Origin of the sequence: Rathayibacter sp. AY2B7, assembly GCF_002931635.1 — a bacterium.
Lineage (GTDB): Bacteria > Actinomycetota > Actinomycetes > Actinomycetales > Microbacteriaceae > Rathayibacter.
Genome location: NZ_PSUC01000002.1, coordinates 65,828 through 92,800 on the forward strand (window position 1 = coordinate 65,828; position 26,973 = coordinate 92,800).

Genomic DNA, 26,973 nt, shown 5'->3' on the forward strand with positions numbered 1-26,973 from the left:
AGGCTCGGAGGCATGAGCACCGACACCCCCCGCGAGCCCACCGCCGTCGACGCCGTCGCCGAGCGCTGGGTCGACACGCTCGTCGACCTCGACCCCACCCTCGGTACCGCGATCGGACGCAGCGGCGCGAACGGCCGCCTGGGCGACTACTCGCCGGCCGGTCTCGAGCGCGCCCGGGCGGCGACCGCCTCGGCCCTCGCCGAGCTCGAGGCAGCCGACCCCGTGGACGACGTCGACCGCGTCACGGTCGCCGACCTCGGCGCCGAGCTCCGGCTCTCCCTGGAGGGGCACGACGCCGGTCTGCCGCTGCGGGACCTCAACGTGATCGCGTCCCCGGCGCAGGAGCTGCGCGACGTCTTCGACCTGATGCCGACGGACGAGGTCGCCGACTGGGAGGCGGTCGCCGAGCGGCTGCTGGCCGTGCCGGCCGCACTCGAGGGCTACGCGGAGACCCTGCGCGAGGGGATGCGCACCGGCATCATCCCCGCCCGCCGCCAGGTCGAGCTCGTCGCCGAGCAGGCGCGGAAGATCGCCGCTCCCCGGGGGTTCTTCGCCGAGCTGGCAGCGGAGGCCGCTCCCGCCGCCGGATCCCTGCCCGCGTCGCTCGCTCAGCGACTGGAGGACGGCGCCCGCCGTGCCTCGGCCGCCTACGGGTCGCTCGCGCAGTTCCTCCGGGGCGAGCTCGCCCCCGCCGCGACCGAGCAGGACGCCGTCGGCCGGGAGCTGTACGCGCTGCACTCCCGCCGCTTCCTCGGCGCTGTCGTCGACCTCGACGAGACCTACGAGTGGGGGATCGAGGAGCTGGCCCGCATGACGTCCGAGCAGGAGTCGATCGCGCGCGAGATCCTGCCCGGCGCCTCCGTCGCCGAGGCGATCGCCCACCTCGAGGCGGACCCGGCCCGCACTCTGCACGGCGTCGACGCTCTGCAGGCCTGGATGCAGGAGACGAGCGACCGCTCCGTCCGCGAGCTCGCCGGCACCGCCTTCGACATCCCGGAGGAGGTGCGCCGCCTCGAGTGCAGGATCGCGCCGACCCAGGAGGGCGGCATCTACTACACCGGTCCGAGCGACGACTTCTCGCGCCCGGGGCGGATGTGGTGGTCGGTCCCGGACGGAGTCACCGAGTTCGCCACCTGGCGGGAGCTGACCACGGTCTACCACGAGGGCGTCCCGGGCCACCACCTGCAGATCGGCCAGGCCGTCCACAACCGCGCCCGCCTCAACACCTGGCGCCGTCAGCTCGCCGGGACCTCCGGCCACGCCGAGGGCTGGGCGCTCTACGCGGAGCGGCTGATGGAGCGCTTCGGCTACCTCGACGACCCGGCCGACCGCCTGGGCATGCTCGACGGCCAGCGGATGCGCGCGGCGCGCGTCGTGCTGGACATCGGCGTGCACCTCCAGAAGCCGATGCCGGGCTCCGACGCCGTCTGGACCGCCGAGTCGGCCCTCGACTTCCTGCGGGCCAACGTGAACATGGACGACGCGTTCGTGCGCTTCGAGGTGAACCGGTACCTCGGCTGGCCGGGGCAGGCTCCGTCCTACAAGATCGGGCAGCGGATCTGGGAGCAGCTGCGCGACGAGGCGGAGGTGCGCGAGGGCGCCGCGTTCTCGCTCGCGGCCTTCCACCGGAGGGCACTCGACCTCGGCGGCGTCGGTCTCGACACACTCCGCTCCTCCCTCGCCGGCTGACTCCGGAACCCGCGCCTGGACGGGCGCGGCGAGATTGCCGTGCGCCTCCCGGGGCGTCTAAGCTGGAGTGTCACATCTGTGGCGCCGCCGTGCCCGCGGCGCGCGAGGAAGGCCGGTCCTCCGGCCGGCCGAGCGCGGCTCCCGGGCCGGAGGCACATCCCTCACCATCGCAGTGGTCACCACTCCGCCGAGCCGCGAGGCCCGCAGGCGGCCGCCGCCCGAGACCCATCCATCCTGGAGCATCCCTTAATGACAACCGCAACGACCGACAAGGCAACCAAGCAGGTCGCGATCAACGACATCGGGTCTGCTGAAGACTTTCTTGCCGCGGTCGAAAAGACTCTGAAGTTCTTCAACGACGGAGACCTCATCGAAGGCACCGTCGTGAAGATCGACCGCGACGAGGTCCTCCTCGACGTCGGCTACAAGACCGAGGGCGTCATCCCCTCGCGCGAGCTCTCCATCAAGCACGACGTCGACCCCTCCGAGGTCGTCAACGTGGGCGACAGCGTCGAGGCCCTCGTCCTCCAGAAGGAGGACAAGGAGGGTCGCCTGATCCTGTCCAAGAAGCGTGCGCAGTACGAGCGCGCGTGGGGCGACGTCGAGAAGATCAAGGAGTCGGACGGCGTCGTCACCGGCTCGGTCATCGAGGTCGTCAAGGGCGGTCTCATCGTCGACATCGGCCTCCGCGGCTTCCTCCCGGCCTCGCTCATCGAGCTGCGCCGCGTCCGCGACCTCACGCCGTACCTCGGCCAGGAGATCGAGGCGAAGATCCTCGAGCTCGACAAGAACCGCAACAACGTGGTCCTGTCGCGTCGCGCGCTCCTCGAGCAGACCCAGTCCGAGAGCCGCACCACGTTCCTGAACAACCTGCACAAGGGTCAGGTCCGCAAGGGCGTCGTGTCGTCGATCGTCAACTTCGGTGCGTTCGTCGACCTCGGCGGCGTCGACGGTCTCGTCCACGTCTCCGAGCTCTCCTGGAAGCACATCGAGCACGCCTCCGAGGTCGTCGAGGTGGGCCAGGAGGTCACCGTCGAGATCCTCGAGGTCGACCTCGACCGCGAGCGCGTGTCGCTCTCGCTCAAGGCGACCCAGGAGGACCCGTGGCAGGTCTTCGCCCGCACCCACGCGATCGGACAGGTCGCGCCGGGCAAGGTCACGAAGCTGGTCCCGTTCGGTGCCTTCGTCCGCGTCGCGGACGGCATCGAGGGCCTCGTCCACATCTCCGAGCTGTCGGGCAAGCACGTCGAGCTCGCCGAGCAGGTCGTGTCGGTCGGGGAAGAGGTGTTCGTCAAGGTCATCGACATCGACCTCGACCGTCGCCGCATCTCCCTCTCGCTCAAGCAGGCGAACGAGAACGTCGACCCCGAGGGCACCGAGTTCGACCCGGCGCTCTACGGCATGGCCACGGAGTACGACGACCAGGGGAACTACAAGTACCCCGAGGGCTTCGACCCCGAGACCAACGAGTGGCGCGAGGGCTTCGAGTCGCAGCGCGAGGCCTGGGAGCAGGAGTACGCCGCTGCTCAGGCGCGCTGGGAGGCCCACAAGGCCCAGGTCGCCAAGTCGCAGGAGGAGGCGGCCACCGTCTCCGAGGGCGTCTCGGTCGGCGCCGGCTTCACCAGCGAGTCGACCACCGGCGGCACCCTCGCCGACGACGAGTCGCTCGCCGCGCTCCGCGAGAAGCTGTCCTCGAACAACTGATCGCGAGCACATCGCATCGAACGGCCGGTCCCCTCGGGGGCCGGCCGTTCGGCGTTCCGGGCGACGGCGCTGGGTAGGGTGGCCGGGTGCATCTCGTCGCCCTCACCGGAGGCATCGCCTCGGGCAAGTCCACCGTCGCCCGCCGTCTCGCCGAGCACGGAGCGGTGGTGGTCGACGCCGACGTCCTCGCGCGCGAGGTCGTCGAGCCGGGGGAGCCGGCGCTGGCGGCGATCGCCGAGCGCTTCGGCCCGTCCGTGATCCGCGCGGACGGCGCGCTCGACCGCCCGTCGCTCGGCGCGATCGTCTTCTCGGACGCGGCGGCCCGCGCCGACCTCAATGCGATCACCCATCCGGCGGTGACCCTCCGCTCGCAGCGGCTGTTCGCGGAGGCCGCCGAGGCGGACCCGGCCGCGGTGGTCGTCTACGACGTCCCCCTCCTCGCCGAGGGCCGTGGAGCGGGGGAGTTCGACGAGGTGGTCGTCGTGCACGCGCCGCGGCACCTCCGCATCGAGCGTCTCGTCGCCCTCCGGGGACTGACCGAGGAGGAGGCACGTGCGCGGGTCTCGTCGCAGGCGAGCGACGAGGAGCGCCTCGCCCTCGCCGACGTCGTGATCGACTCCTCCGGCACGCTGGAGGAGACGCTCGCTCGGACCGACGCGCTGTGGGAGCGGCTCGCCCGCTGACGGTCCCTCTCCGACACCCGCCCTCGTGACCGAGCGGCCCGGCCGGAGAGCGCACCCCCGTTCGCCGCCAGCGCACGCGCCGTCCGGTGTCGGTGGTCGCGGCTACGCTTCGAACCATGGAGCCAACCCGTGCCGTGCACCCGTTCGAGGTCATCAGCGAGTACAAGCCGAGCGGTGACCAGCCCGGCGCGATCGCCGATCTGAGCGCCCGCATCAACGCCGGCGAGACCGATGTCGTCCTGCTGGGCGCCACCGGAACCGGCAAGTCCGCGACCACGGCCTGGCTCGTCGAGGCCGTGCAGCGCCCCACGCTCGTGCTCGCGCACAACAAGACCCTCGCCGCGCAGCTCGCCAACGAGTTCCGCGAGCTGTTCCCCAACAACGCCGTCGAGTACTTCGTCTCGTACTACGACTACTACCAGCCCGAGGCCTACGTCCCGCAGACGGACACCTTCATCGAGAAGGACAGCTCGGTCAACGCCGAGGTCGAGCGGCTGCGCCACTCCACCACGAACTCGCTTCTGAGCCGCCGCGACGTGATCGTGGTGTCGACCGTCTCGTGCATCTACGGCCTCGGCCAGCCCGAGCAGTACCTCGAGGCGATGGTGGCGCTCCAGGTCGGCCAGCGGGTCGACCGGGACCGCCTCATCCGCAAGTTCGTGTCGATGCAGTACGCGCGCAACGACGTCGACTTCGCCCGCGGCACCTTCCGGGTGCGGGGCGACACGATCGAGATCATCCCGATGTACGAGGAGCTCGCGATTCGGATCGAGATGTTCGGCGACGAGATCGAGGCGCTCTACACGCTCCACCCGCTCACCGGCGACATCGTCCGGAAGCTCGACTCCGTGTCGGTCTTCCCCGGCTCGCACTACGTCGCCAGCCAGGACGTCATGCACCGTGCGATCGACACCATCCAGCAGGAGCTCGAGGTGCGCCTGGCCGACCTCGAGAAGCAGAACAAGCTCCTCGAGGCGCAGCGCCTGCGGATGCGCACGACCTTCGATCTCGAGATGATGCAGCAGATCGGATTCTGCTCCGGCATCGAGAACTACTCCCGCCACATCGACGGCCGCGAGTCGGGCGAGGCCCCGCACTGCCTGCTCGACTACTTCCCGGACGACTTCCTCGTCGTGATCGACGAGTCGCACGTGACGGTGCCGCAGATCGGCGCGATGTACGAGGGCGACGCGTCCCGCAAGCGCACGCTGGTCGAGCACGGCTTCCGCCTGCCCTCGGCGATGGACAACCGGCCACTGAAGTGGGAGGAGTTCAAGTCGCGCGTCGGCCAGACCGTCTACCTCTCCGCGACCCCGGGGCGCTACGAGATGGGCATCGCCGACGGCATCGTCGAGCAGATCATCCGCCCGACCGGCCTGATCGACCCCGAGATCGTCGTCAAGCCGACGAAGGGCCAGATCGACGACCTGCTCGAGGAGATCAAGCGCCGCACCGAGCGCGACGAGCGCGTGCTCGTCACGACGCTGACGAAGCGCATGGCCGAGGAGCTCACCGACTTCCTCACGGAGGCCGGCGTCCGGGTCCGCTACCTGCACTCCGACGTCGACACCCTGAGGCGCGTCGAGCTCCTCTCGGAGCTGCGGGCGGGCGTCTACGACGTCCTGGTCGGCATCAACCTGCTGCGCGAGGGGCTCGACCTGCCCGAGGTCTCGCTCGTGGCGATCCTCGACGCCGACAAGGAGGGCTTCCTCCGCTCGTCCACGTCGCTCATCCAGACGATCGGCCGTGCGGCGCGCAACGTCTCGGGCGAGGTCCACATGTACGCCGACAAGGTGACGGACTCGATGCGGCTCGCGATCGACGAGACCGACCGCCGACGCGAGAAGCAGGTCGCGTACAACCTCGACCACGGCATCGACCCGACGCCGCTGCGGAAGAAGATCGCCGACATCACCGACGCCCTCGCCCGTGAGGGGGCCGACACCGCCAAGCTGCTCGCCGGGCGCGACGCCAAGAAGAAGAGCCCGACGCCTAACCTGCGCCGTCAGGGTCTCGCCGCGAACGGCGGCAACGACCTCGAGGCGATCATCTCCGACCTCAACGGGCAGATGCTCCAGGCGGCGGGCGAGCTCAAGTTCGAGCTCGCGGCCAGGCTGCGGGACGAGGTCCAGGAGCTCAAGCGCGAGCTCCGCCAGATGGAGAAGGCCGGGCACCTGTCCTGATCGGGGGTGCTGATCCGCAAGGGGAGGGGCCCGCGGATCAGCGCCCAGCGAACGCCACGGGCGATGTCGGTGGCTCCGCATACACTTTTGGAGTGTCGATCCTGAACGCCGTTACGGACCCCTCCTCCACCCCCTCTCCCTCCTTCCACCGCTTCGTCTCCTCGCTCGACGAGTCGTCCTCGAAGCTGGTGGTGAGCGGCGCGAGGGTGCACAACCTGCAGAACGTCGACCTCGAGATCCCGCGCGACTCGATGGTGGTGTTCACCGGTCTCTCGGGCTCGGGCAAGTCCTCCCTGGCCTTCGACACGATCTTCGCGGAGGGTCAGCGGCGCTACGTCGAGTCCCTCTCCGCATACGCCCGCCAGTTCCTCGGGCAGGTGGACCGGCCGGACGTCGACTTCATCGAGGGCCTCAGCCCCGCGGTCTCGATCGACCAGAAGTCGACGAACCGCAACCCGCGCTCGACCGTCGGCACGATCACCGAGATCTTCGACTACATGCGCCTGCTCTGGGCGCGCATCGGCGTCCCGCACTGCCCCATCTGCAGCGAGCGGATCTCCGCGCAGACCGTGCAGCAGATCGCCGACCAGCTGATGGAGCTCGAGACCGGTACCCGCTACCAGATCCTCAGCCCCGTCGTCTCGCAGAAGAAGGGCGAGTTCGTCGACCTCTTCAAGGAGCTGACCGCGGGCGGCTACTCCCGCGCCATGGTGGACGGGAAGCTCGTCCAGCTGAGCGAGCCGCCGGTGCTCAAGAAGCAGTACAAGCACGACATCTCCGTCGTGGTCGACCGGCTCGTCGCCGGCCCCGACATCCTCGGGCGCCTCACCGACTCGCTCGAGACGGCCCTGCGGCTCACCGACGGCATCGTGCAGATCAACCACGTCGACGGCGAGGGCGACGGCGCCTGGACCACCTACTCCGAGAAGCTGTCCTGTCCCAACAACCACCCGATCTCGCTGACCGAGATCGAGCCGCGGACCTTCTCCTTCAACGCGCCCTTCGGCGCCTGCCCGGAGTGCTCGGGCCTCGGCACGCGCATGTCGGTCGACGACGAGCTGCTGCTCGGCGACCCCGACCTGAGCATCGCCGAGGGCGTCATCATCCCCTGGACCACCCAGGGCAAGGGCCTGTTCCAGTACTACGAGAAGCTGCTCGACGGCCTCTCCCGCGACCTCGGCTTCACGCTCACCACCCCGTGGAAGCGCCTCAGCACCGAGGTGCAGCAGGCCGTCCTCCACGGCGACAACTTCGAGGTCAAGGTCAAGTGGAAGAACCGCTACGGCCGCGAGATGAGCTACACCTCGGGCTTCGAGGGCGTCGTGCCCTACATCGAGCGCCAGTTCGTCCAGGCCGAGACCGACGTCCAGCGCACCCGCTGGTCCGAGTTCCTTCGCGAGGTGCCCTGCCCCGTGTGCAAGGGCTCCCGCCTGAAGCCCGAGGTGCTCGCCGTGCTCGTGCACGGGGCGAGCATCGCGGACGTGGCCGACCTCAGCCTCGGCGACGCCCAGGACTTCATGAGCCGGCTCGAGCTGACCGACCGCGAGGCGCACATCGCGGCGCAGGTGCTGCGCGAGATCCGCGCGCGCATCGACTTCCTCATCGAGGTCGGGCTCAACTACCTCAACCTCTCGCGCGCCGCCGCCTCCCTGTCGGGCGGCGAGGCGCAGCGCATCCGCCTGGCGACCCAGATCGGCTCCGGGCTGACCGGCGTGCTCTACGTGCTCGACGAGCCGAGCATCGGTCTGCACCAGCGCGACAACCGCCGCCTGATCGACACCCTCATCAAGCTGCGCGACCTGGGCAACACGCTGATCGTGGTCGAGCACGACGAGGACACCATCCGCACCGCCGACTGGATCGTCGACATCGGCCCGGGCGCCGGGGTCAACGGCGGCAAGGTCGTGCACTCCGGCTCCTACGAGTCGCTGCTCGAGAACACCCACTCGCTGACCGGCGACTACGTCTCGGGCCGCAAGGCGATCGAGGTCCCGAAGAAGCGACGGAAGATCGACCGCAAGCGGATGATCAAGGTCGTCGGGGCGAACGCCAACAACCTCCGCAAGGTCGACGCGGAGTTCCCGCTCGGCACGTTCGTCGCGGTCACCGGGGTCTCCGGCTCCGGCAAGAGCACCCTCGTGAACGACATCCTCTACCGCGTGCTCGCCAACCAGCTCAACGGCGCCCGCAAGGTGCCGGGCAAGCACACGCGCGTCACCGGCCTCGAGAACCTCGACAAGGTCGTGCACGTCGACCAGAACCCGATCGGCCGCACGCCGCGCTCGAACCCCGCCACCTACACGGGCGTGTTCGACCGCATCCGCAACCTCTTCGCCGAGACCACGGAGGCGAAGGCGCGGGGGTACCTGCCCGGCCGCTTCAGCTTCAACGTCAAGGGCGGCCGCTGCGAGGCCTGCTCGGGTGACGGCACCATCAAGATCGAGATGAACTTCCTGCCCGACGTCTACGTGGCGTGCGAGGTCTGCGGGGGAGCGCGCTACAACCGCGACACCCTGACCGTGCACTACAAGGGCAAGAACATCGCCGAGGTGCTCGACATGCCGATCGCCGAGGCGGCCGACTTCTTCGAGCCGATCACGGCGATCCACCGCTTCCTCCGCACGCTGGTAGAGGTGGGCCTCGGCTACGTCCGCCTCGGGCAGAGCGCGACCACGCTCTCCGGCGGCGAGGCGCAGCGCGTCAAGCTGGCCACCGAGCTCCAGCGCCGCTCCAACGGCCGCAGCGTCTACGTGCTCGACGAGCCGACGACCGGCCTGCACTTCGAGGACGTCCGCAAGCTCCTCCTCGTCCTCAACGGCCTGGTCGACAAGGGCAACACGGTGATCACCATCGAGCACAACCTCGATGTCATCAAGTCGGCCGACTGGCTGATCGACATGGGTCCCGAGGGCGGCGCCGGCGGCGGACAGGTGGTCGCGGTGGGCACCCCCGAGCACGTGGCGAAGGTCGAGGGCAGCCACACCGGCATGTTCCTCGCCGAGATCCTCGGCTGACGCGAGCGAGAGGCATGGCGCAGACAGTCGACTTCCGGCCGAAGCCGGGTGAGATCCCGACCCTCCCCGGCGTGTACCGCTTCACGGACGCCCGGGGGCGGGTGCTCTACGTGGGCAAGGCCAAGAACCTCCGCGCGCGGCTGAGCAACTACTTCGCCCCGCTGCCGAGCCTGCACGAGCGCACCCGGCGGATGGTCACCTCGGCCTCCGGGGTCGAGTGGACCGTCGTCGGCACCGACGTCGAGGCCCTGCAGCTCGAGTTCACCTGGATCAACGAGTTCGATCCCCCCTTCAACGTCAAGTTCCGCGACGACAAGTCCTACCCCTACATGGCGGTGACGCTCGGCGACGAGGCCCCGCGGGTGATGGTCACGCGGAACGCCAAGATCAGGAAGGCCCGCTACTTCGGGCCCTACCCGAAGATCTGGGCGATCCACGAGACGATCGACCTGATGATCAAGGCGTTCCCGATCAGGACCTGCAACGACTCCAACTACAAGCGCGCGATGCAGAGCGGCAAGCCCTGCTTCGCGTCGCAGATCGGCCGCTGCGGCGGGCCCTGCTCCCACCGCGTCACCTTCGCCGAGCACCGCGAGATGGTCGACCGCTTCGTCGCCTTCATGGGCAGCCACGACCGCCGGATGATCGGCGAGCTCGAGAAGGAGATGCGCGAGGCCGCCGCCGCGATGGAGTACGAGCGCGCGGGGAAGCTGCGCGATCAGGCCGCCGCTCTCGACGCGGTCCTCGCCAAGAGCGCGGTCGTGCTCAAGGACAACGTGGACGTCGACCTCTACGCGATCGTCCACGACGAGCTCGCCGCCTCCGTGCAGCAGTTCCGGGTCCGCGGCGGGCGCATCCGCGGCGAGCGGGGCTGGGTCGTCGACAAGGAGCTCGACATGAGCACGGCGGAGCTCGTCGACACGGCCCTCCAGGCCGCCTACGAGACCGGCGACGTCCCGCCCCGGGAGGTCGTCGTGCCGGAGCTGCCCGAGGACACCGAGGCGCTCGAGGAGTGGCTGAGCGGGCTGCGCGGCACGAACGTGCGCCTCCGAGCGGCCCAGCGCGGAGACAAGGCCGCCCTCCTCGAGACGGCGACGCAGAACGCGAAGCACTCGCTGATGCTCTACAAGACCCGCCGCTCCGCCGACTTCACCGCTCGGACGCAGGCCCTGGAGGACATCCGCGACGCCCTCGGCATGAGCGAGGCGCCGCTCCGGATGGAGTGCTACGACGTCTCCCACCTCAGCGGCACCAACATCGTCGCCTCGATGGTGGTCTTCGAGGACGGGCTCGCGCGGAAGGACCAGTACCGACGGTTCTCCATCGCAGAGTCGACGGACGACACCGAGTCGCTGCACCAGGTGCTCACCCGCCGCCTCGCCTACCTCCGCGAGCCGGTCGAGCCCGCGGCGGTCGACCTCGAGACCGGCGAGGCCAAGCGTCGCAAGTTCTCGTACCCCCCGCAACTGCTGATCGTCGACGGCGGCCAGCCGCAGGTCGCGGCGGCGCAGCGCGCGCTCGACGAGTCCGGGGTGACCGGCATCACCCTCTGCGGGATCGCCAAGCGCCTCGAGGAGATCTGGCTGCCGGACTCCGACTTCCCCGTCATCCTGCCGCGCAACAGCGATGCGCTCTTCCTCTTCCAGCGCATCCGCGACGAGGCGCACCGCTTCGCGATCACCCACCAGAGGACGCGTCGCAAGCGCGACATCTCGTCGCAGCTGGCCGAGGTGCCCGGGCTCGGAGGCACGCGCGTGCGCGACCTGCTGAAGCACTTCGGATCCGTCGCCCGGCTCCGCGAGGCGGGCGAGGCCGAGATCGCCGAGGTCAAGGGCATCGGCCCGACGCTGGCGGGCGCGATCCACGCGCACCTGCATCCGGACGGGTCCGCCGTCGGGGGCACGCCCTAGGCTGGAGGCCCGCGCTCCGGGGGAGAGCGGCCGGTGCCCGGCACCGACGACACGAGCAGACACGAGCACGGAGAGAGCATGAGCACGGAGAGCGAGCAGCAGGACGTGCTGATCGTCACGGGGATGTCCGGAGCGGGCCGGTCCACGGCCGCGAACGCACTGGAGGATCTCGGCTGGTACGTCGTCGACAACCTGCCGCCGCAGATGCTGCGCCCGCTGGTCGACCTGGCGCAGCGTGCGGGGGACACACTGCCGAAGATCGCGGCGGTCGTCGACGTCCGCGGACGCGACTTCTTCGAGGACCTCGGCGACATCGTCCGCGAGCTGCGCGCCGGGGTCGACCTCCGAGTGGTGTTCCTCGAGGCCACCGACGCCGCGCTCGTCCGCCGCTTCGAGCAGGTGCGCCGTCCGCACCCGCTGCAGGGCCGGGGGACCCTCCTCGACGGCATCTCCGCCGAGCGGACGCGCCTCGCTCAGCTGCGGGAGTCGGCCGACATCGTCATCGACACCTCGGACCTCAACATCCACCAGCTGGCCACCAGCATCACCGAGCGCTTCGCCGAGGCCGGCCGCGCGGGCCTCCAGGTCACGGTGATGAGCTTCGGCTTCAAGTACGGGCTGCCGACGGACGCCGACATGGTGGCCGACGCGCGGTTCCTGCCGAACCCGTACTGGATCCCGGAGCTGCGTCCGCACACGGGTCTCGACGAAGAGGTGAGAGACTACGTGCTGGCCCAGCAGGGCGCCGAGGAGTTCATCGACTCCTACTCCCGGGCCCTGCGCCCCGTGCTCGACGGCTACCAGCGCGAGAACAAGCGCCACGCGACCATCGCGATCGGCTGCACGGGAGGCAAGCACCGCTCCGTCGCGGTCGCGGGCCGTGTCGCGGCCCGTCTGGCCGAGCTGCCGGGCGTCGCCGTCAACGTGGCGCACCGCGACCTCGGCCGAGAATGATCCCCGCGCGCTCCGCCGCGCACCCGACGTAAGGAAGACTCCGTGGCCCTCACCGCAGACGTCAAGGGCGAACTGGTCGCGATCGTCTCGCGCAAGAACACCGTCCGTGCCGCCGAACTGGCGACCATCCTCCGCTTCTCCGGAGGACTGCACATCATCTCCAACCGCCTCGCGGTCGAGGTCGAGCTCGACTCCGCCCCGCTCGCGACCCGCGTGCGCCGTGACCTCGCCGAGCTGTACGGCGTCCGCAGCGAGGGCAGCATCGTCTCGGCCGGGGGATCCCGGAGGACCACGAGCTGGCTGGTGCGCGTCGTCGAAGGCGGGGACACGCTCGCCCGGCAGACCGGCCTCCTCGACCAGCGCGGCCGGCCCGTCCGCGGCCTGCCCAACCGCCTCACGACCGGCTCCCGCGAGGAGCTCGCCGCCCTGTGGCGCGGCGCCTTCCTCGCCCAGGGCTCGCTGACCGACCCGGGCCGCTCCGCGGCGCTCGAGATCGTCTGCCCCGGCAACGAGGCGGCCATGGCGATCGTCGGAGCCGCCGGACGCCTGGGCGTCCAGGCCAAGTCCCGCGAGGTGCGCGGCGTCCACCGGGTCGTCATCCGCGACGGCGAGAGCATCAGCGCGATGCTCACCCTGATGGGCGCGACCGCGACCGTCGCGAGCTGGGAGGAGCTGCGCCAGCGCCGCGAGGTGCGGGCGACCGCGAACCGCCTCGTCAACTTCGACGACGCGAACCTCCGCCGCTCGGCCCAGGCCGCCGTCGCGGCATGTGCCCGCGTCGAGCGCGCGATGGAGATCCTGGGCGACGACATCCCCGAGCACCTCCGCTACGCCGGGCGCCTGCGCCTCGCGCACCGCGACGCGAGCCTCGATGAGCTCGGCCACCACGCCGATCCGCCGATGACGAAGGACGCCGTCGCCGGACGCATCCGCCGCCTCCTCGCGATGGCCGACAAGCGCGCCTCCGACCTCGACATCCCGGGCACCGACGCGAACCTCCCGGCCGAGCTGCAGGACCTGTAGGCCCGGCCGCACGGCGCGCCCCGCCCGGCGAACGCTGAGTGTCTCCTGGTCGAACAACGCAAGCCCTCCGAACGCGGAGGGCCCCCCTCGCTAGACTGATCGGGTCGCTCAGGACACTCCCGGCCCTCCTCCTCCGCCTCGCGGAGGACGCCGAGACGCCGGCGGGTCGCACGGGAGCGACGACCACGAACAGGAGATCGCACATGGCTGACTACACGCTCGCCGAACTGCCCTACGACTACTCGGCCCTCGAGCCGAACATCAGTGGGCGGATCATGGAGCTCCACCACGACAAGCACCACGCGACATACGTGGCCGGGGCGAACACCGCCCTCGCCTCGCTGCAGGAGGCTCGCGACAGCGAGAACCTCGCGAACGTGAACAAGCTCCAGAAGGACCTCGCCTTCAACCTCGCCGGTCACGTGAACCACACCGTGTTCTGGAACAACCTCTCGCCGGACGGCGGCGACAAGCCCGTCGGCGAGCTCGCCGCGGCCATCGACGACAACTTCGGGTCGTTCGACAAGTTCCGCGCCCACTTCACCGCCTCGGCCCTCGGCATCCAGGGCTCCGGCTGGTCGATCCTCGCCTGGGACTCGCTCGGCGAGAAGCTCATCATCGAGCAGCTCTACGACCACCAGGGCAACCTCGCCGCGGCGACCGTCCCGGTCCTCCTCCTCGACATGTGGGAGCACGCCTTCTACCTCGACTACGTCAACGTGAAGGCCGACTACGTCAAGGCGTTCTGGAACATCGTGAACTGGGCCGACGTGTCCGCGCGCTTCGAGAAGGCCCGCGAGAAGACTTCGGGCCTGCTGCTACTGTCGTAGCGATCTCGGCGTCCCGGGCCCCGCGTCCGGGACGCCCTGTCGTCGGCTTCCACCCCTCCACTGCACCGTCGAGGTGCCTTTCCTCACCAGGAGATATCTGTGTCCGTCAAGATCGGCATCAACGGCTTCGGCCGTATCGGCCGTAACTTCTTCCGTGCAGCCCTCGCCAAGGGCAGCGACCTCGAGATCGTCGCGGTCAACGACCTCACCGACAACAAGGCCCTCGCGCACCTCCTGAAGTACGACTCCATCACGGGCCGCCTCGACGCGACCGTCGAGCTCGACGGCGACCGCATCGTCGTCAACGGCAAGCCGATCATCGTCCTCGAGGAGCGCGACCCCGCGAACCTCCCCTGGGGCGAGCTGGGAGTCGACGTCGTCATCGAGTCGACCGGCCGCTTCACCAAGTCGGAGGACGCGCGCAAGCACATCACCGCGGGTGCCAAGAAGGTCATCGTCTCCGCTCCCGCCACCGGCAGCGACGTCGCGACCCTGGTCCTCGGCGTGAACGAGAACACCTACGACCCCGCGACGCACGACATCATCTCGAACGCGTCCTGCACCACGAACTGCCTCGCGCCGCTCGCCAAGGTGCTGCTCGACAACTTCGGCATCGAGCGCGGCCTGATGACCACGGTCCACGCGTACACCGCCGACCAGAACCTCCAGGACGGCCCGCACAGCGACCTGCGTCGCGCCCGCGCCGCCGCCGTCAACATCATCCCGACCTCGACCGGTGCCGCCAAGGCGCTCGGCCTGGTCATCCCGGAGCTCGTGGGCAAGCTCGACGGCTACGCCCTCCGCGTCCCGGTCCCGACCGGCTCGATCACCGACCTCACCGTCGAGCTGACCAAGCCCGCCACCGTCGAGGAGATCAACGCGGCGTACAAGGCCGCCTCCGAGGGAGACCTCAAGGGCATCCTCAAGTACACCGAGGACCCGATCGTCTCGAGCGACATCGTGACCGACCCGCACTCGTCGATCTTCGACGCGGGCCTCACGAAGGTCATCGGCAGCCAGGTCAAGGTCGCCTCCTGGTACGACAACGAGTGGGGCTACTCCAACCGCCTCGTCGACGTCACCGAGTTCGTCGCCGGCAAGCTCTAAGGGCTGCGCGCAGTGACGCTCCGCACTCTGGACTCACTGGGCTCCCTCGCAGGCAAGCGCGTCGTCGTCCGCTGCGATCTGAACGTCCCCCTGAAGGACGGAACGATCACGGACGACGGCCGTGTGCGCGCGTCGGTGCCCACGCTCCAGCGTCTGGTCTCCGAGGGTGCCCGAGTCGTGGTCGTGAGCCACCTCGGGCGCCCCGAGGGGAAGCCCGAGGCGAAGTACAGCCTCGCTCCCGTCGCCGCCCGCCTCGGCGAGCTGCTCGACGCTCCGGTGGCCTTCGCCGAGGACACCGTCGGGGAGGCGGCCTCGGCCGCCGTCGACGCCCTCGAGGACGGCCAGGTCGTCGTCCTCGAGAACCTCCGGTTCAACGCCGGCGAGACGAGCAAGGACGAAGCCGAGCGCCGCACCTTCGCCGAGAAGCTGGCCGCCTACGGCGACGCCTTCGTCTCCGACGGGTTCGGCGTCGTTCACCGCAAGCAGGCGAGCGTCTACGAGCTCGCCGAGCTTCTCCCCAGCGCGGCCGGCACGCTGATCGCGGCCGAGCTCGAGGTGCTGGAGCGGCTCACCGAGAAGCCCGAGCGCCCCTACGCGGTCGTCCTCGGCGGCTCGAAGGTCTCGGACAAGCTCGGCGTGATCGAGCACCTGCTGCCGAAGGTCGACTCGATCCTCATCGGCGGCGGAATGCTCTTCACCTTCCTCAAGGCCCAGGGCCACGAGGTCGGCGCCAGCCTGCTGGAGGCGGACCAGGTCGACACCGTGCTCGGCTACCTCGCGAAGGCGAAGGAGCTGGGCGTGGAGATCGTCCTGCCGACGGACGTCGTCGTGGCGTCGGAGTTCGGCCCCGACGCCGAGCACCAGGTCGCCTCGGCCGACGCGATCGAGGGCACGCCCTTCGGTGAGAAGGGCCTCGGCCTGGACATCGGACCGGACACCGCCGCGCACTTCGCCGAGATCATCGCGGCGTCCAGGACGGTGTTCTGGAACGGCCCCATGGGCGTCTTCGAGCTCGAGCCGTTCGCGGCGGGCACCAAGACCGTCGCGCAGGCGCTCACCGAGGTCGACGGTCTCAGCGTCGTCGGCGGAGGCGACTCCGCCGCGGCTGTCCGCGCCCTCGGGTTCCGCGACGACCAGTTCGGCCACATCTCGACGGGAGGCGGAGCGAGCCTCGAATTCCTCGAGGGCAAGCGCCTCCCCGGACTGGAGGTCCTCGGATGGTAGACACCGCCGCCCGCACCCCGCTCATCGCCGGCAACTGGAAGATGAACCTGGACCACCTCCAGGCCATCGCCTTCGTGCAGAAGCTGGCGTGGAGCCTCAAGGACGCCGATCACGACTTCGACGGCGTCGAGGTCGCGGTGTTCCCGCCCTTCACGGACCTCCGGCCCGTGCAGATCCTCGTCGACTCGGACAAGCTGCCGCTCAAGTACGGCGCGCAGGACGTCTCGAAGTTCGACAGCGGCGCCTACACCGGTGAGATCTCGGGCCAGTTCCTGAAGCAGCTCGACTGCGACTACGTGATCGTCGGCCACTCGGAGCGTCGCACGCTCCACGGCGAGACGGACGCGGACATCGCCGCCAAGTCGGCTGCGGCCCTCCAGCACGGCGTCGCTCCGATCATCTGCGTCGGCGAGACCGCGGAGGACCTCGAGAAGCACGGCCCGTCGGCCGTGCCGGTCGCCCAGCTGAAGGAAGCCCTCACCGGCCTCCCCGCGGACGCCGACCTCGTCGTCGCCTACGAGCCGGTCTGGGCCATCGGCTCCGGACAGGCCGCGACGCCCGAGCAGGCCCAGCAGGTCTGCAAGGCGCTCCGCGGAGTGGTCGCCGACGTCCTCGGCGCCGACACCGCCGCGAAGACCCGCATCCTCTACGGCGGCTCCGTGAAGTCCGGCAACATCGCCGGCTTCATGCGCGAGCCCGACGTCGACGGAGCACTCGTCGGAGGCGCCAGCCTCCAGGTCGACGAGTTCGCGGCGATCGCACGATTCCGGAACCACGTCGGGGTCTGAGCTGCTGCGACGAGAGGGCGGGCCCATCGGGCCCGCCCTTTCGTCGTCCACGCTGCTCCCCGCGCGGCGTGGCGCGGTCGGCTTCGCGACGGGGCGCGGTTCCGAGAGCGGGATGCGTTCGGCTACGTCGATCCGCCGGGACGCGGATCGCCGGTTCGCCTCGCTTTCGCCTCGGAGATCCCACACCGGCATCACGCGTCGGCCGGTCCGGTGCCGTCGGCTCGTCGCGGGGTGCCCTCCGAGAGCGTGGCGCGTTCGGCTCGATCGATCCGAAAGTACGTGGATCACAGGCTCGCGGTCCGGCGACTGGAGAGGTTGTCGAGGGCACCACGACGAGCCACCCGCTCCGCCCCTCGACGGACTCTCGTATACATCGCCCCGAACACGGGACGACGCATTCCTCGCGGATTCGCAGGCGCCGTTATACTCGTCGGGGCGCGCAACGCGCCAGAACTTCGAAAGGTACCGCGTGGACATCCTCCAGGTCGTGCTCCAGGTCATCCTGGGCATCACGAGCCTCCTGCTCACCATGCTGATCCTGCTCCACAAGGGGCGCGGCGGCGGTCTGTCCGACATGTTCGGGGGCGGAGTCACCTCCAACCTCGGCGCGTCGGGCGTCGCCGAGCGCAACCTCAACCGCATCACCGTGATCCTGGGCGTCGTCTGGCTGGCCTGCATCGTGGTGCTCGGACTCATCACCAAGTTCACCACCGGAGCATAGGGGTACTCGCAATGGCATCAGGCGGCAGTGCAATCCGCGGTTCGCGCGTCGGCGCAGGACCCATGGGCGAGCAGGACCGGGGTTTCCACGCGGAGCGCGTCGCGGTCTCCTACTGGGACGCTCTCGGCAACGAGACGGTGCGCCACTTCTCGGCGGCCCTCCCCGAGGACGAGATCCCCGAGGTGATCGACTCCCCGCAGTCCGGTCTCCCCGCGGGCCGCGACCGGGCGAACCCGCCCCAGGTCGCGAAGACCGAGCCCTACAAGACGCACCTCGCCTACGTGAAGGAGCGCCGCACCGAGGCCGAGGCGGCTCAGCTCCTCGAGGAGGCGCTGCAGCAGCTGCGCGCCCGACGAGGCACCGCGACCCCGTCCTGATCCTCACCGTACGACGAACGACGGAAGGCCCGCCCCCTCGGGGGACGGGCCTTCCGTCGTTTCCGGACCGGGCTCAGTAGCTCGGAGCGATGAGCGACTCGGGGACCTCGGCCGCAGCCTCCTGGTCGACGAAGAACACCGTGCGCTTGCGACCGAACGCGCCCGACGCGGGCACCTCGTTCGTGCTGGCACCCGCGAGCGCGAGGCCCAGGGCCGAGGCCTTGTCGGCGCCGGCGAGCACCATCCAGATGCGGTCCGACTGGTTGATCAGCGGCAGGGTGAGGGTGAGGCGCTCCGGCGGCGGCTTCGGCGAGTTGCGGACGGCGAGGACGCCGGGAGTCGTGGAGCGGATCGCGGAGCGCTCGGGGAACAGCGACGCGATGTGCCCGTCCGGCCCGACACCGAGGAAGGTGATGTCGAAGCGCGGGTAGTCGCGCCCCTCGGAGGCGTGCTCGCGCAGTACCGCGTCGTAGGCAGCGGCGGCGCCGTCGAGGTCCAGACCCTCGTCCGAGGCCGGGTAGGAGTGCACGTTCGCCGCCGGCACGTCGAGGACAATGAAGAGGTCCCCCGCCTGGACGTCGTTGCGGTCCTCGTGGCCGCGGGGCACCCAGCGCTCGTCGCCCCACCAGAAGTGCACGCGCGACCAGTCCACGTTGCCGGCGGCGGAGGAGGAGCCGATCTCCTTGAGCGTGGCGGCTCCCATCGTCCCTCCGGTGAGCACGACGTTCGCCGAACCCAGGTCGTCGAGGACGTCGATCGTCTTGGTGAGGAACCGGGCGGCGACCGAGCCGGCGAGGGTCTGCTTGTCGCGGTGGACCAGCACGCGGCGTTCGGTGGTCATCTCAGGGGACTCCTTCGGGTTCGGGTGCCGATCGGCGGGGTTCGGCTCCGTGTCGGGAAGCTCTGAGGCGTGGGCGCCCTGGACGGGCGCCCACGCCTCAGGAGGCGCTGCGGGCCTCGGCCTTCTCAGTGAGCATGTCGACCCCGCGCGAGATCACTTCACCGTACAGGTCATCCGGGTCGAGCCGGCGCAGCTCCTCCGCCAGGCAGTCCCGAAGGCTGCGGCGGGGGAGCGAGATGTCGTGGACCGGCTGATCGGGCTGCGTGAGCGTCGCGACGTTGGGCACCGAGCGCTCGAGCTCGATCACTCCGGAGTCGCGGATGAGCCGCACGCCGTGGATCCCGCTGGACCCGGTGGCGCTGATCGTGAGCTCGTGGTCGACGGGGATGTCGAGCTCGAGCTGCAGCCAGGCGGCGAGCAGGATCGTCGAGGGGGAGTCGGGCGCGCCCGAGACCTCGACGGCCGTGATCGGCTCGTAGGGCGGCTGGTCGAGCACGGCGGCGAGCTGCGCGCGCCAGAGGGTGAGGCGGGTCCAGGCGAAGTCGGTGTCGCCGGGGGCGTAGGTGGAGGCGAGGTGGTGCAGCGCCTCCGCCGGGTTCGACTGGGCCGACGCGTCGGTGATCCGCCGGGTGGCGATCCGGCCGATCGGGGACGCCGAGGCGTTGTCCGGAGCGCTGTTCGGCCACCAGGCCACGACGGGGGCGTCGGGGAGGAGCAGGCCCGTGACCAGGCTCTCCTCGTCCTCGGCCGCGTCCCCGTAGGGACGGAGCACGACGACCTCGCTCGCGCCGGCGTCGCCTCCGACCCGGATCTGCGCGTCGACGCGCGCCGTCGCGTCGACCGGGACCGTGGTGGTGCCGTCGTCCTTCGAGACCACGATGACGCGCATCGGGTGCTCGCGGGACGCGTCGTTCGCGGCCTCGATGGCCTCCTCCTCGTGACCCCGCGAGGTCGCGATGATGAGGGTGAGGACGCGGCCGAGGGCGACGGCGCCGCCCTCCTCGCGGATCTTGACGAGGGTCTTCGAGACCTCGCTCGTCGTGGTGTCGGGCAGATCGACGATCATGGACGCCTCCAGGTGCGGCCGTCGCGGGCGAGGAGCTCGTCGGCGGAATCGGGGCCCCAGGTTCCGGGGCGGTACTGCTCGGGCTGGCCCTGCGTGGCCCAGAACTCCTCGATCGGGTCGAGGATCTTCCAGGACAGCTCGACCTCCTCGTGCCGGGGGAAGAGCGGCGGCTCGCCCAGGAGGACATCGAGGATGAGGCGCTCGTAGGCCTCGGGACTCGCTTCGGTGAACGCGTGGCCGTAGCCGAAGTCCATCGTCACGTCGCGCACCTGCATGCCGGCGCCGGGCACCTTCGAGCCGAAGCGCATGGTGACGCCCTCGTCGGGCTGGACCCGGATGACGAGCGCGTTCTGGCCCAGCGACGTGGTCTGGCTCTCGGCGAAGAGCTGCTTCGGTGCCCGCTTGAACACGACCGCGATCTCGGTGACGCGGCGGCCGAGGCGCTTGCCGGCCCGCAGGTAGAACGGCACGCCGGCCCAGCGTCGGGTGCCGATGTCCAGGCGCATGGCGGCGTAGGTCTCGGTGGTCGAGGTGGGGCTCATGCCGTCCTCCTCGAGGAAGCCGAGCACCTTCTCGCCGCCCTGCCAGCCGCCGGCGTACTGTCCGCGGGCGGTAGACGTGGAGAGGTCGGCGGGGAGTCGGACGGCCGCGAGGACCTTCTCCTTCTCCGCACGGAGGTCGGCCGCGTCGAACGAGATCGGCTCCTCCATGGCGGTCAGGGCGAGCAGCTGCAGCAGGTGGTTCTGGATGACGTCGCGCGCCGCTCCGATGCCGTCGTAGTAGCCCGCGCGCCCGCCCACGCCGATGTCCTCGGCCATGGTGATCTGCACGTGGTCGACGTAGTTCGAGTTCCAGAGCGGCTCGTACATCATGTTGGCGAAGCGGAGGGCCAGGATGTTCTGGACCGTCTCCTTGCCGAGGTAGTGGTCGATCCGGAAGACGGAGTCGGGCGGGAAGACCGACTCGACGACGTCGTTCAGCTCGCGGGCCGTCTTCAGGTCGCTGCCGAACGGCTTCTCGATGACGACGCGGCGCCACTGGCCGTCCTTCTGCTCGGCGAGGCCGGAGCTGCGCAGCTGCTCGGTGACCTGCGGGAAGGACTTCGGGGGGATCGAGAGGTAGAAGGCGAAGTTGCCGTTCGTGCCGCGCTCGCGGTCGAGGTCGTCGACGGTCGTCTTCAGGCGGGCGAACGCCTCGGGGTCGTCGAACTCGCCCTGCACGAACCGGATGCCCTGCGCGAGCTGCGCCCAGACCTCCTCGTGGAACTCGGTGCGGGCGTGCTTCTTCACGGAGTCGTGGACGACCTGCTCGAAGTCCTGGTCGTCCCAGTCGCGCCGGGCGAACCCGACGAGGGCGAAGCCGGGAGGCAGGAGGCCGCGGTTGGCGAGATCGTAGACCGCGGGCATGAGCTTCTTGCGGGAGAGGTCGCCGGTCACGCCGAAGATGACGAGGCCGCTGGGCCCGGCGATCCGGTTCAACCGGCGGTCGAAGCTCAACCTCAGCGGGTTGAACTCGGGGGTGATGTCCACAGACATGTGCAGTGTCCTTCTGTGTGCCGGTGGGACCGGCGCACTGCTATCGGTGAGGGAGGGGGAGGAGCGGGCGGGCCCGGCTGCTGCCCCGGGAAGTGGTCGCGGGACGACCGCGGGCACGCCGCCGCGCGCTCGAGAGCGCAGCGGCGGCGTGCCCGTCGGATCAGGTGTTGAGGGCCTCGAAGAGCGCCTCGAGGTCGGCCTCGGGGTCGGTCAGCGTGAGGGTCAGCACCGGCCGGCCGTGCTCGGCGAGCACGCTCGCGTCACCGGCGGCCTGGGCCAGGATGAGCTGGCCGAAGGTGAACGGGCTGTCCGGGATCTCGAGGTCCACGTCGGAGCGCTCGGTGATCTGGAGGAACACGCCGGTCGGCGCCCCGCCCTTGTGGTACTGCCCGGTCGAGTGCAGGAAGCGCGGGCCCCACCCGAAGGTGACGGGGCGCTGGGCCTGCGCGGCGAGGAGGTCTCGCACGCCCTCGAGCTGCGGGAGCGCGAGGCGGTCGACGTACGCCTGGATCGAGACGTAGCCGCCGTCGCCCAGCTGGGCGAGGAGGCGGTCGACAGCGGCGGCGACGGTCGAGACGCCCTCGGTGACGCTGCTGCTGCCGGTGACCTCGATGCCCGCGTCGGTGAACGCGGGCGCCTCGGGCTCGGGGCGCTTCTCGAGCAGGGCCCGGGTCGCGACCTTCGCCGACTCGACGTCGGGCTGGTCGAACGGGTTGATGCCCAGGAGGCGACCCGCGACGGCGACGGCGTACTCCCACGTCAGCATCTGAGCGCCGAGCGAGCCGGAGAGGAGGATCTCGCCCTCGTGGCGGTCGCGCGGGAACAGGTGCAGCGCCGTGGCGTCCTCGACCAGGCGGACGACCTGCACGTCGGGCAGGTCCTCCGAGAGCTCGGGGGCCAGCGTGCCGAGGACGACGGGGAGGATGCCCGTGCCGTCCTTGCCGGTGGACTCGGCGATGAGCTGCTCCGCCCAGTCGGCGAAGCCGACGATGTCGGTCCCGTCGGCGACGATCGCGAGCTTGTCGCGGCGCGGGCTGGTCGCGGCGATCGCCGCTCCGAGGATCAGGCCCGGGTTCTCGGGAGAGTCCACGGCGAGCCCGAGGGAGGCCTCGGCCGCCTCGTCGAGGAGGGCCTCGATGTCGGCTCCGGCGAGCCCGGACGGCACGAGGCCGAACGCGGAGAGCGCCGAGAAGCGCCCGCCGATGTTCGGGTCGGCGTTGAACACGCGGTAGCCGGCCTCGCGGGAGGAGGTGTCCAGGGGCGAGCCCGGGTCGGTCACGATGACGATGCGGTCGAGCGGATCGATGCCCGCCTCCGTGAACGCCTTCTCGTAGGCCTTCTTCTGGCTCGCGGTCTCGACGGTCGAACCGGACTTCGAGGAGATGACGACCGCGGTCGACGCGAGCCGGTCGTTCAGGGCGGCGAGCACCTGGCCGGGCGCCGTCGAGTCGAGCACGGTGAGCTCGACGCCGGCGGTGCGGGTGATGACCTCGGGCGCGAGCGAGGAGCCGCCCATGCCGCCGAGGACGATGTGGTCGACGCCCTTGGCCTGGAACTCCTCGCGCAGGGCGAGGATCTGGGGGATCAGGGGGCGGGAGACGGTGGTCGACTCGGTCCACCCGAGGCGCTTGGCCGCCTCCTCCTCCGCCGCGGCGCCCCACAGGGTGGGGACCTGGGCGGTGATGCCGGACGCGACCTCGTCGGCGACGAGCTCCGGGACGACGCGGTCGACAGCCTTCTCGGCGTCTCCGCTGACGTGGATCTGGATGGCCATGATCAGGCCTGCGCCTTCGCGCCCTCGAGCGCCGCGGTGACGGTGTCGAGCAGCTCGTTCCAGGAGACGATGAACTTCTCCACGCCCTCCTTCTCGAGCAGCTCGGTGACGTCGGCGTACGAAACGCCCTGCGCCGCGACGGCGTCGAGGACGGCGTTCGCGTCGGCGTACGAGCCGGTGACGGTGTCGCCGGTGATGACGCCGTGGTCGAAGGTCGCCTCGAGGGTCTTCTCGGGCATCGTGTTGACCACGCCGGCCGCGACGAGCTCGGTCACGTAGAGGGTGTCGGGGAGGTCGGTCGACTTGACGCCGGTCGAGGCCCAGAGGGGGCGCTGGCGGTTGGCGCCGGACTCCTGGAGCAGCAGGGCGCGCTCGGTGGCGAACGCCTCGACGAAGACCTCGTAGGCCAGCTGCGCGTTGGCGACGCCGGACTTGCTCTTGAGGGCGCGGGCCTCGTCGGTGCCGACCGCCTCGAGGCGCTTGTCGATCTCGGTGTCGACGCGCGAGACGAAGAACGAGGCGACGGAGTGGATGGTCGACAGGTCGATGCCGGCGTCCTTGGCCTTCTCGAGGCCGGCCAGGTACGCGTTGATGACGGCGCGGTAGCGGGCGAGCGAGAAGATCAGGGTGACGTTCACCGAGATGCCGGAGCCGATGACCTCCGTGATGGCCTCGAGGCCCTCGACGGTCGCGGGGATCTTGATCATCGCGTTGGGGCGGTCGACCTTGGCCCAGAGGGCCTTGGCCTGCTCGATGGTGCCCTGGGCGTCGTGCGCCAGGCCGGGCTCGACCTCGATCGACACGCGGCCGTCGTAGCCGTTCGTCGCGTCGTAGATCGGGCGGAAGATGTCGGACGCCGCGGCGACGTCGTCGGTGGTGATCTCGAAGACGGCGTCGGTCACCGAGGTGCCGGCGGAGGCGAGCTCGCGCACCTGGGCGTCGTAGGACTCGCCGTTGGTCAGGGCCGCGGCGAAGATCGTGGGGTTCGTGGTGACTCCGACGACGTTCTTCTCCTCGATGAGCTTCTGCAGCCCTCCGGTGGAGATGCGCGAGCGGGAGAGGTCGTCGAGCCAGATGCTGACGCCGGCGGCGGAGAGCTCTGCGGTGGGGGTGTTCTCGGTCATGTCTCTTCTTCTTCTGCGTAGGTGGTGCGTGGTGTGAGGGGGAGCCGCTGCTCCGACGGCGAAGGCCGCGTCCGTGGTGGACGCGGCCTTCGGGTCAGGAGGCTGCGAGCGACTCCTTGGCGGCGGACAGTGCCGCCTCGGTGGTGATCCCGAACTCGCGGAACAGGGTCTTGTAGTCGGCCGAGGCGCCGAAGTGCTCGATCGAGACGGAGCGGCCGGCGTCGCCGACGTACTTCTGCCAGCCCAGGCTCAGGCCGGCCTCGATCGAGACGCGCGCCTTCACCGAGGAGGGCAGGACCTTCTCGCGGTACTCGGCGTCCTGCTCCTCGAACCACTCGAGGGACGGAGCCGAGACGACGCGGGCGTTGACGCCCTCGCTCCTCAGGGCCTCGCGCGCCTCGACGGCGATCTGGACCTCGGAGCCGGTCGCGATGAAGATCACGTCCGGGGTGCCGCCCGGCGCCTCGGCCAGGATGTAGGCACCACGGGCGACGTTCGCGGCGGAGGCGAAGGTGTCGCCCTCCGCGTCGCCCTCGCCGCGCTCGAACACCGGGATGTTCTGACGGGTGAGCGCGAGGCCGGCGGGGCCCTCGCGGCGCTCGAGGATGGTCTTCCAGGCGTAGGCGACCTCGTTCGCGTCACCGGGGCGGACGATGTCCAGGCCCGGGATCGCGCGGAGGGTCGACAGCTGCTCGACCGGCTGATGCGTCGGGCCGTCCTCGCCGAGCGCCACGGAGTCGTGGGTCCAGACGTAGATGGCCGGCGCCTTCATGAGCGCGGCGAGACGGACCGCCGGGCGCATGTAGTCGGAGAAGATCAGGAAGGTGCCGCCGAAGGGGCGGGTGTTGCCGTGCAGGACGATCCCGTTGAGGATCGCGCCCATGGCGTGCTCGCGGATGCCGAAGTGCAGCACGCGGCCGCCCTTCTTCCCGGTCCACTCGTGGGTCGAGAACTCCGTCGGGACGAAGGAGCCGGCTCCCTCGATCGTCGTGTTGTTCGACTCGGCGAGGTCGGCGGAGCCGCCCCACAGCTCGGGGATCACGCCGGCGAGGGCGTTGATGACCTTGCCGGACGCGGCGCGGGTCGAGACCTCCTTGCCGGGCTCGAAGACGGGGAGCGCCTCCTGGACGCCCTCGGGCAGCTCGCCCGAGAGGACCCGGTCGAGCAGCTCCTTCTTCTCGGGGTTCGCGGACGCCCAGGCGGCGAGCTGCTCGTCCCACTCGGCGTGCTGGGCCTGGCCGCGCTCGACGGCCTTGCGGGTGTGCTCGATGACCTCGTCGGCGACGTCGAAGGTCTTCTCGGGGTCGAAGCCGAGCACCTCCTTGAGTCCGCGGAGCTCGTCGGCGCCCAGGGCGGAGCCGTGGATCTTGCCGGTGTTCTGCTTCTTCGGCGACGGCCAGCCGATGATGGTGCGCAGGATGATGAGCGACGGCTTGTCGGTCTCGCCCTTCGCGGCCTCGATCGCGGCGTGCAGCTCGGCGACGTCCTCGTGGTACTCGCCGGTCTTCTTCCAGTCGACGACCTGGACCTGCCAGTCGTAGGCCTCGTAGCGCGCCTTGACGTCCTCGGTGAAGGCGATGTTGGTGTCGTCCTCGATCGAGATCTGGTTGGAGTCGTAGATGACGACCAGGTTGCCGAGCTTCTGGTGGCCGGCCAGCGAGGAGGCCTCGCTGGTGACGCCCTCCTGCAGGTCGCCGTCGCCGGCGATCACGTAGACGAAGTGGTCGAACGGGGAGGTGCCCGCGGCGGCCTCCGGGTCGAACAGGTCGCGCTCGAAGCGCGAGGCGTAGGCGAAGCCCACGGCGGAGGCGAGGCCCTGGCCGAGCGGCCCGGTGGTGATCTCGACGCCGTCGGTGTGGCCGTACTCCGGGTGGCCCGGAGTCTTCGAGCCCCATGTGCGCAGCGCCTTGAGGTCGTCGAGCTCGAGTCCGTAGCCGCCCAGGTAGAACTGGACGTACTGCGTCAGCGAGGAGTGGCCGACCGACAGGATGAACCGGTCGCGGCCGATCCAGGTCGCGTCGGACGGATCGCGGCGCATGACCTTCTGGAACAGGAGGTAGGCGGCGGGCGCGAGGCTCATGGCGGTTCCGGGATGGCCGTTGCCGACCTTCTCGACCGCATCCGCGGCGAGAACCCTCGCCGTGTCGACTGCCTTCTCGTCAATGGATTCCCATTGCAGTTCTGACACTTGGTACTGACCCTTCTCGAGACGTGGGGCAGACGGGGACCGTCCGCCCTCTCGCATGGTGGAGCACGCCGCATGACGACTTCGACACGATGCTCCGGCGACGGCCCTCTCGGCCCCGTGCCGACGATCGTCGGGCGGGCTCGGGTGCGTGCCGGGCGCTCTGGCGAGCAGTCCCGAGTATACGGAGGGGGGTGCGCCGCCGACCGGGGGTTGCGTGGTCGCATATGTCTGCGTCCGA

The 26,973-nt window shown here is 70.2% G+C and carries 20 protein-coding genes; 14 read left to right on the plus strand and 6 right to left on the minus strand.

Features of this window, described 5'->3' with window-relative positions:
* The first annotated feature begins 12 nt into the window (after nt 1-12).
* The 14 genes from C5C27_RS00800 (at nt 13) to C5C27_RS00865 (ending at nt 18,207) form a co-directional block, all read left to right on the plus strand.
* The gene (locus C5C27_RS00800; protein WP_104237492.1) at nt 13-1,689 is read left to right on the plus strand and encodes a DUF885 domain-containing protein; all 1,677 of its coding nucleotides are present in this window, start codon (nt 13-15) and stop codon (nt 1,687-1,689) included.
* 249 nt (nt 1,690-1,938) lie between these two features.
* Entirely contained in the window at nt 1,939-3,393 is a 1,455-nt protein-coding gene (gene rpsA / locus C5C27_RS00805; RefSeq protein WP_104221897.1) for a 30S ribosomal protein S1, read from the plus strand.
* Nucleotides 3,394-3,479: 86 nt separating this feature from the next.
* Entirely contained in the window at nt 3,480-4,076 is a 597-nt protein-coding gene (coaE, locus tag C5C27_RS00810) for a dephospho-CoA kinase (RefSeq protein ID WP_104313210.1), read from the plus strand.
* A 116-nt stretch (nt 4,077-4,192) separates the two neighbouring features.
* Nucleotides 4,193-6,259: an excinuclease ABC subunit UvrB gene (uvrB, locus tag C5C27_RS00815; RefSeq protein WP_104221901.1), complete on the plus strand. Its 2,067-nt coding sequence runs from the start codon at nt 4,193-4,195 to the stop codon at nt 6,257-6,259.
* Nucleotides 6,260-6,447: 188 nt separating this feature from the next.
* Nucleotides 6,448-9,273 (plus strand): excinuclease ABC subunit UvrA, encoded by a 2,826-nt coding sequence (uvrA, locus tag C5C27_RS00820; protein WP_258066463.1) that lies wholly within the window; start codon nt 6,448-6,450, stop codon nt 9,271-9,273.
* A 14-nt stretch (nt 9,274-9,287) separates the two neighbouring features.
* Entirely contained in the window at nt 9,288-11,183 is a 1,896-nt protein-coding gene (gene uvrC / locus C5C27_RS00825; protein ID WP_104313212.1) for an excinuclease ABC subunit UvrC, read from the plus strand.
* 78 nt (nt 11,184-11,261) lie between these two features.
* Nucleotides 11,262-12,137, plus strand: coding sequence for an RNase adapter RapZ (gene rapZ / locus C5C27_RS00830; protein WP_097166020.1), 876 nt, complete (start codon nt 11,262-11,264; stop codon nt 12,135-12,137).
* Nucleotides 12,138-12,179: 42 nt separating this feature from the next.
* Complete coding sequence (whiA, locus tag C5C27_RS00835) at nt 12,180-13,160, plus strand: DNA-binding protein WhiA (RefSeq protein ID WP_104237489.1); 981 nt, start codon at nt 12,180-12,182, stop codon at nt 13,158-13,160.
* A 203-nt stretch (nt 13,161-13,363) separates the two neighbouring features.
* A complete protein-coding gene (locus C5C27_RS00840; RefSeq protein ID WP_104221907.1) occupies nt 13,364-13,990 on the plus strand; it encodes a superoxide dismutase in 627 nt (208 codons plus the stop codon).
* Between the two features lie 99 nt (nt 13,991-14,089).
* Nucleotides 14,090-15,097: a type I glyceraldehyde-3-phosphate dehydrogenase gene (gene gap / locus C5C27_RS00845; RefSeq protein ID WP_104221909.1), complete on the plus strand. Its 1,008-nt coding sequence runs from the start codon at nt 14,090-14,092 to the stop codon at nt 15,095-15,097.
* A 12-nt stretch (nt 15,098-15,109) separates the two neighbouring features.
* Entirely contained in the window at nt 15,110-16,321 is a 1,212-nt protein-coding gene (locus C5C27_RS00850) for a phosphoglycerate kinase (protein ID WP_104257823.1), read from the plus strand.
* Complete coding sequence (tpiA, locus tag C5C27_RS00855; protein WP_104237487.1) at nt 16,315-17,109, plus strand: triose-phosphate isomerase; 795 nt, start codon at nt 16,315-16,317, stop codon at nt 17,107-17,109. Before C5C27_RS00850 ends, tpiA begins: the two co-directional genes overlap by 7 nt.
* Before the next feature lie 469 nt (nt 17,110-17,578).
* Nucleotides 17,579-17,830: a preprotein translocase subunit SecG gene (gene secG, locus C5C27_RS00860; protein ID WP_104221915.1), complete on the plus strand. Its 252-nt coding sequence runs from the start codon at nt 17,579-17,581 to the stop codon at nt 17,828-17,830.
* Nucleotides 17,831-17,841: 11 nt separating this feature from the next.
* On the plus strand, nt 17,842-18,207 hold the full coding sequence (locus C5C27_RS00865) for an RNA polymerase-binding protein RbpA (protein WP_055791968.1): 366 nt from the start codon (nt 17,842-17,844) through the stop codon (nt 18,205-18,207).
* A 73-nt stretch (nt 18,208-18,280) separates the two neighbouring features.
* Here C5C27_RS00865 and pgl read toward each other — a convergent pair whose 3' ends face one another.
* From pgl to tkt, 6 genes are all read right to left on the minus strand, one after another.
* A complete protein-coding gene (gene pgl, locus C5C27_RS00870; protein WP_104313214.1) occupies nt 18,281-19,048 on the minus strand; it encodes a 6-phosphogluconolactonase in 768 nt (255 codons plus the stop codon).
* Nucleotides 19,049-19,145: 97 nt separating this feature from the next.
* Nucleotides 19,146-20,114: a glucose-6-phosphate dehydrogenase assembly protein OpcA gene (locus tag C5C27_RS00875; RefSeq protein WP_104232638.1), complete on the minus strand. Its 969-nt coding sequence runs from the start codon at nt 20,112-20,114 to the stop codon at nt 19,146-19,148.
* Entirely contained in the window at nt 20,111-21,649 is a 1,539-nt protein-coding gene (gene zwf, locus C5C27_RS00880; protein WP_104225293.1) for a glucose-6-phosphate dehydrogenase, read from the minus strand. The genes C5C27_RS00875 and zwf overlap by 4 nt, the downstream gene beginning before the upstream one ends.
* A gap of 160 nt (nt 21,650-21,809) precedes the next feature.
* The gene (locus C5C27_RS00885; protein WP_104221922.1) at nt 21,810-23,423 is read right to left on the minus strand and encodes a glucose-6-phosphate isomerase; all 1,614 of its coding nucleotides are present in this window, start codon (nt 23,421-23,423) and stop codon (nt 21,810-21,812) included.
* A 2-nt stretch (nt 23,424-23,425) separates the two neighbouring features.
* Nucleotides 23,426-24,547, minus strand: coding sequence for a transaldolase (gene tal / locus C5C27_RS00890; RefSeq protein ID WP_104221924.1), 1,122 nt, complete (start codon nt 24,545-24,547; stop codon nt 23,426-23,428).
* Nucleotides 24,548-24,641: 94 nt separating this feature from the next.
* Complete coding sequence (gene tkt / locus C5C27_RS00895) at nt 24,642-26,735, minus strand: transketolase (protein ID WP_104313216.1); 2,094 nt, start codon at nt 26,733-26,735, stop codon at nt 24,642-24,644.
* Between the last annotated feature and the right edge of the window lie 238 nt (nt 26,736-26,973).

Coding starts and splice junctions, on each gene's coding strand:
- C5C27_RS00800 (WP_104237492.1), top strand. CDS start 13: ATGAGCACCGACACCCCCCGCGAGCCCACCGCCGTCGACGCCGTCGCC.
- rpsA (WP_104221897.1), top strand. CDS start 1,939: ATGACAACCGCAACGACCGACAAGGCAACCAAGCAGGTCGCGATCAAC.
- uvrB (WP_104221901.1), top strand. CDS start 4,193: ATGGAGCCAACCCGTGCCGTGCACCCGTTCGAGGTCATCAGCGAGTAC.
- uvrC (WP_104313212.1), top strand. CDS start 9,288: ATGGCGCAGACAGTCGACTTCCGGCCGAAGCCGGGTGAGATCCCGACC.
- rapZ (WP_097166020.1), top strand. CDS start 11,262: ATGAGCACGGAGAGCGAGCAGCAGGACGTGCTGATCGTCACGGGGATG.
- C5C27_RS00840 (WP_104221907.1), top strand. CDS start 13,364: ATGGCTGACTACACGCTCGCCGAACTGCCCTACGACTACTCGGCCCTC.
- tpiA (WP_104237487.1), top strand. CDS start 16,315: ATGGTAGACACCGCCGCCCGCACCCCGCTCATCGCCGGCAACTGGAAG.
- C5C27_RS00865 (WP_055791968.1), top strand. CDS start 17,842: ATGGCATCAGGCGGCAGTGCAATCCGCGGTTCGCGCGTCGGCGCAGGA.
- pgl (WP_104313214.1), bottom strand. CDS start 19,048: ATGACCACCGAACGCCGCGTGCTGGTCCACCGCGACAAGCAGACCCTC.
- C5C27_RS00875 (WP_104232638.1), bottom strand. CDS start 20,114: ATGATCGTCGATCTGCCCGACACCACGACGAGCGAGGTCTCGAAGACC.
- zwf (WP_104225293.1), bottom strand. CDS start 21,649: ATGTCTGTGGACATCACCCCCGAGTTCAACCCGCTGAGGTTGAGCTTC.
- C5C27_RS00885 (WP_104221922.1), bottom strand. CDS start 23,423: ATGGCCATCCAGATCCACGTCAGCGGAGACGCCGAGAAGGCTGTCGAC.
- tal (WP_104221924.1), bottom strand. CDS start 24,547: ATGACCGAGAACACCCCCACCGCAGAGCTCTCCGCCGCCGGCGTCAGC.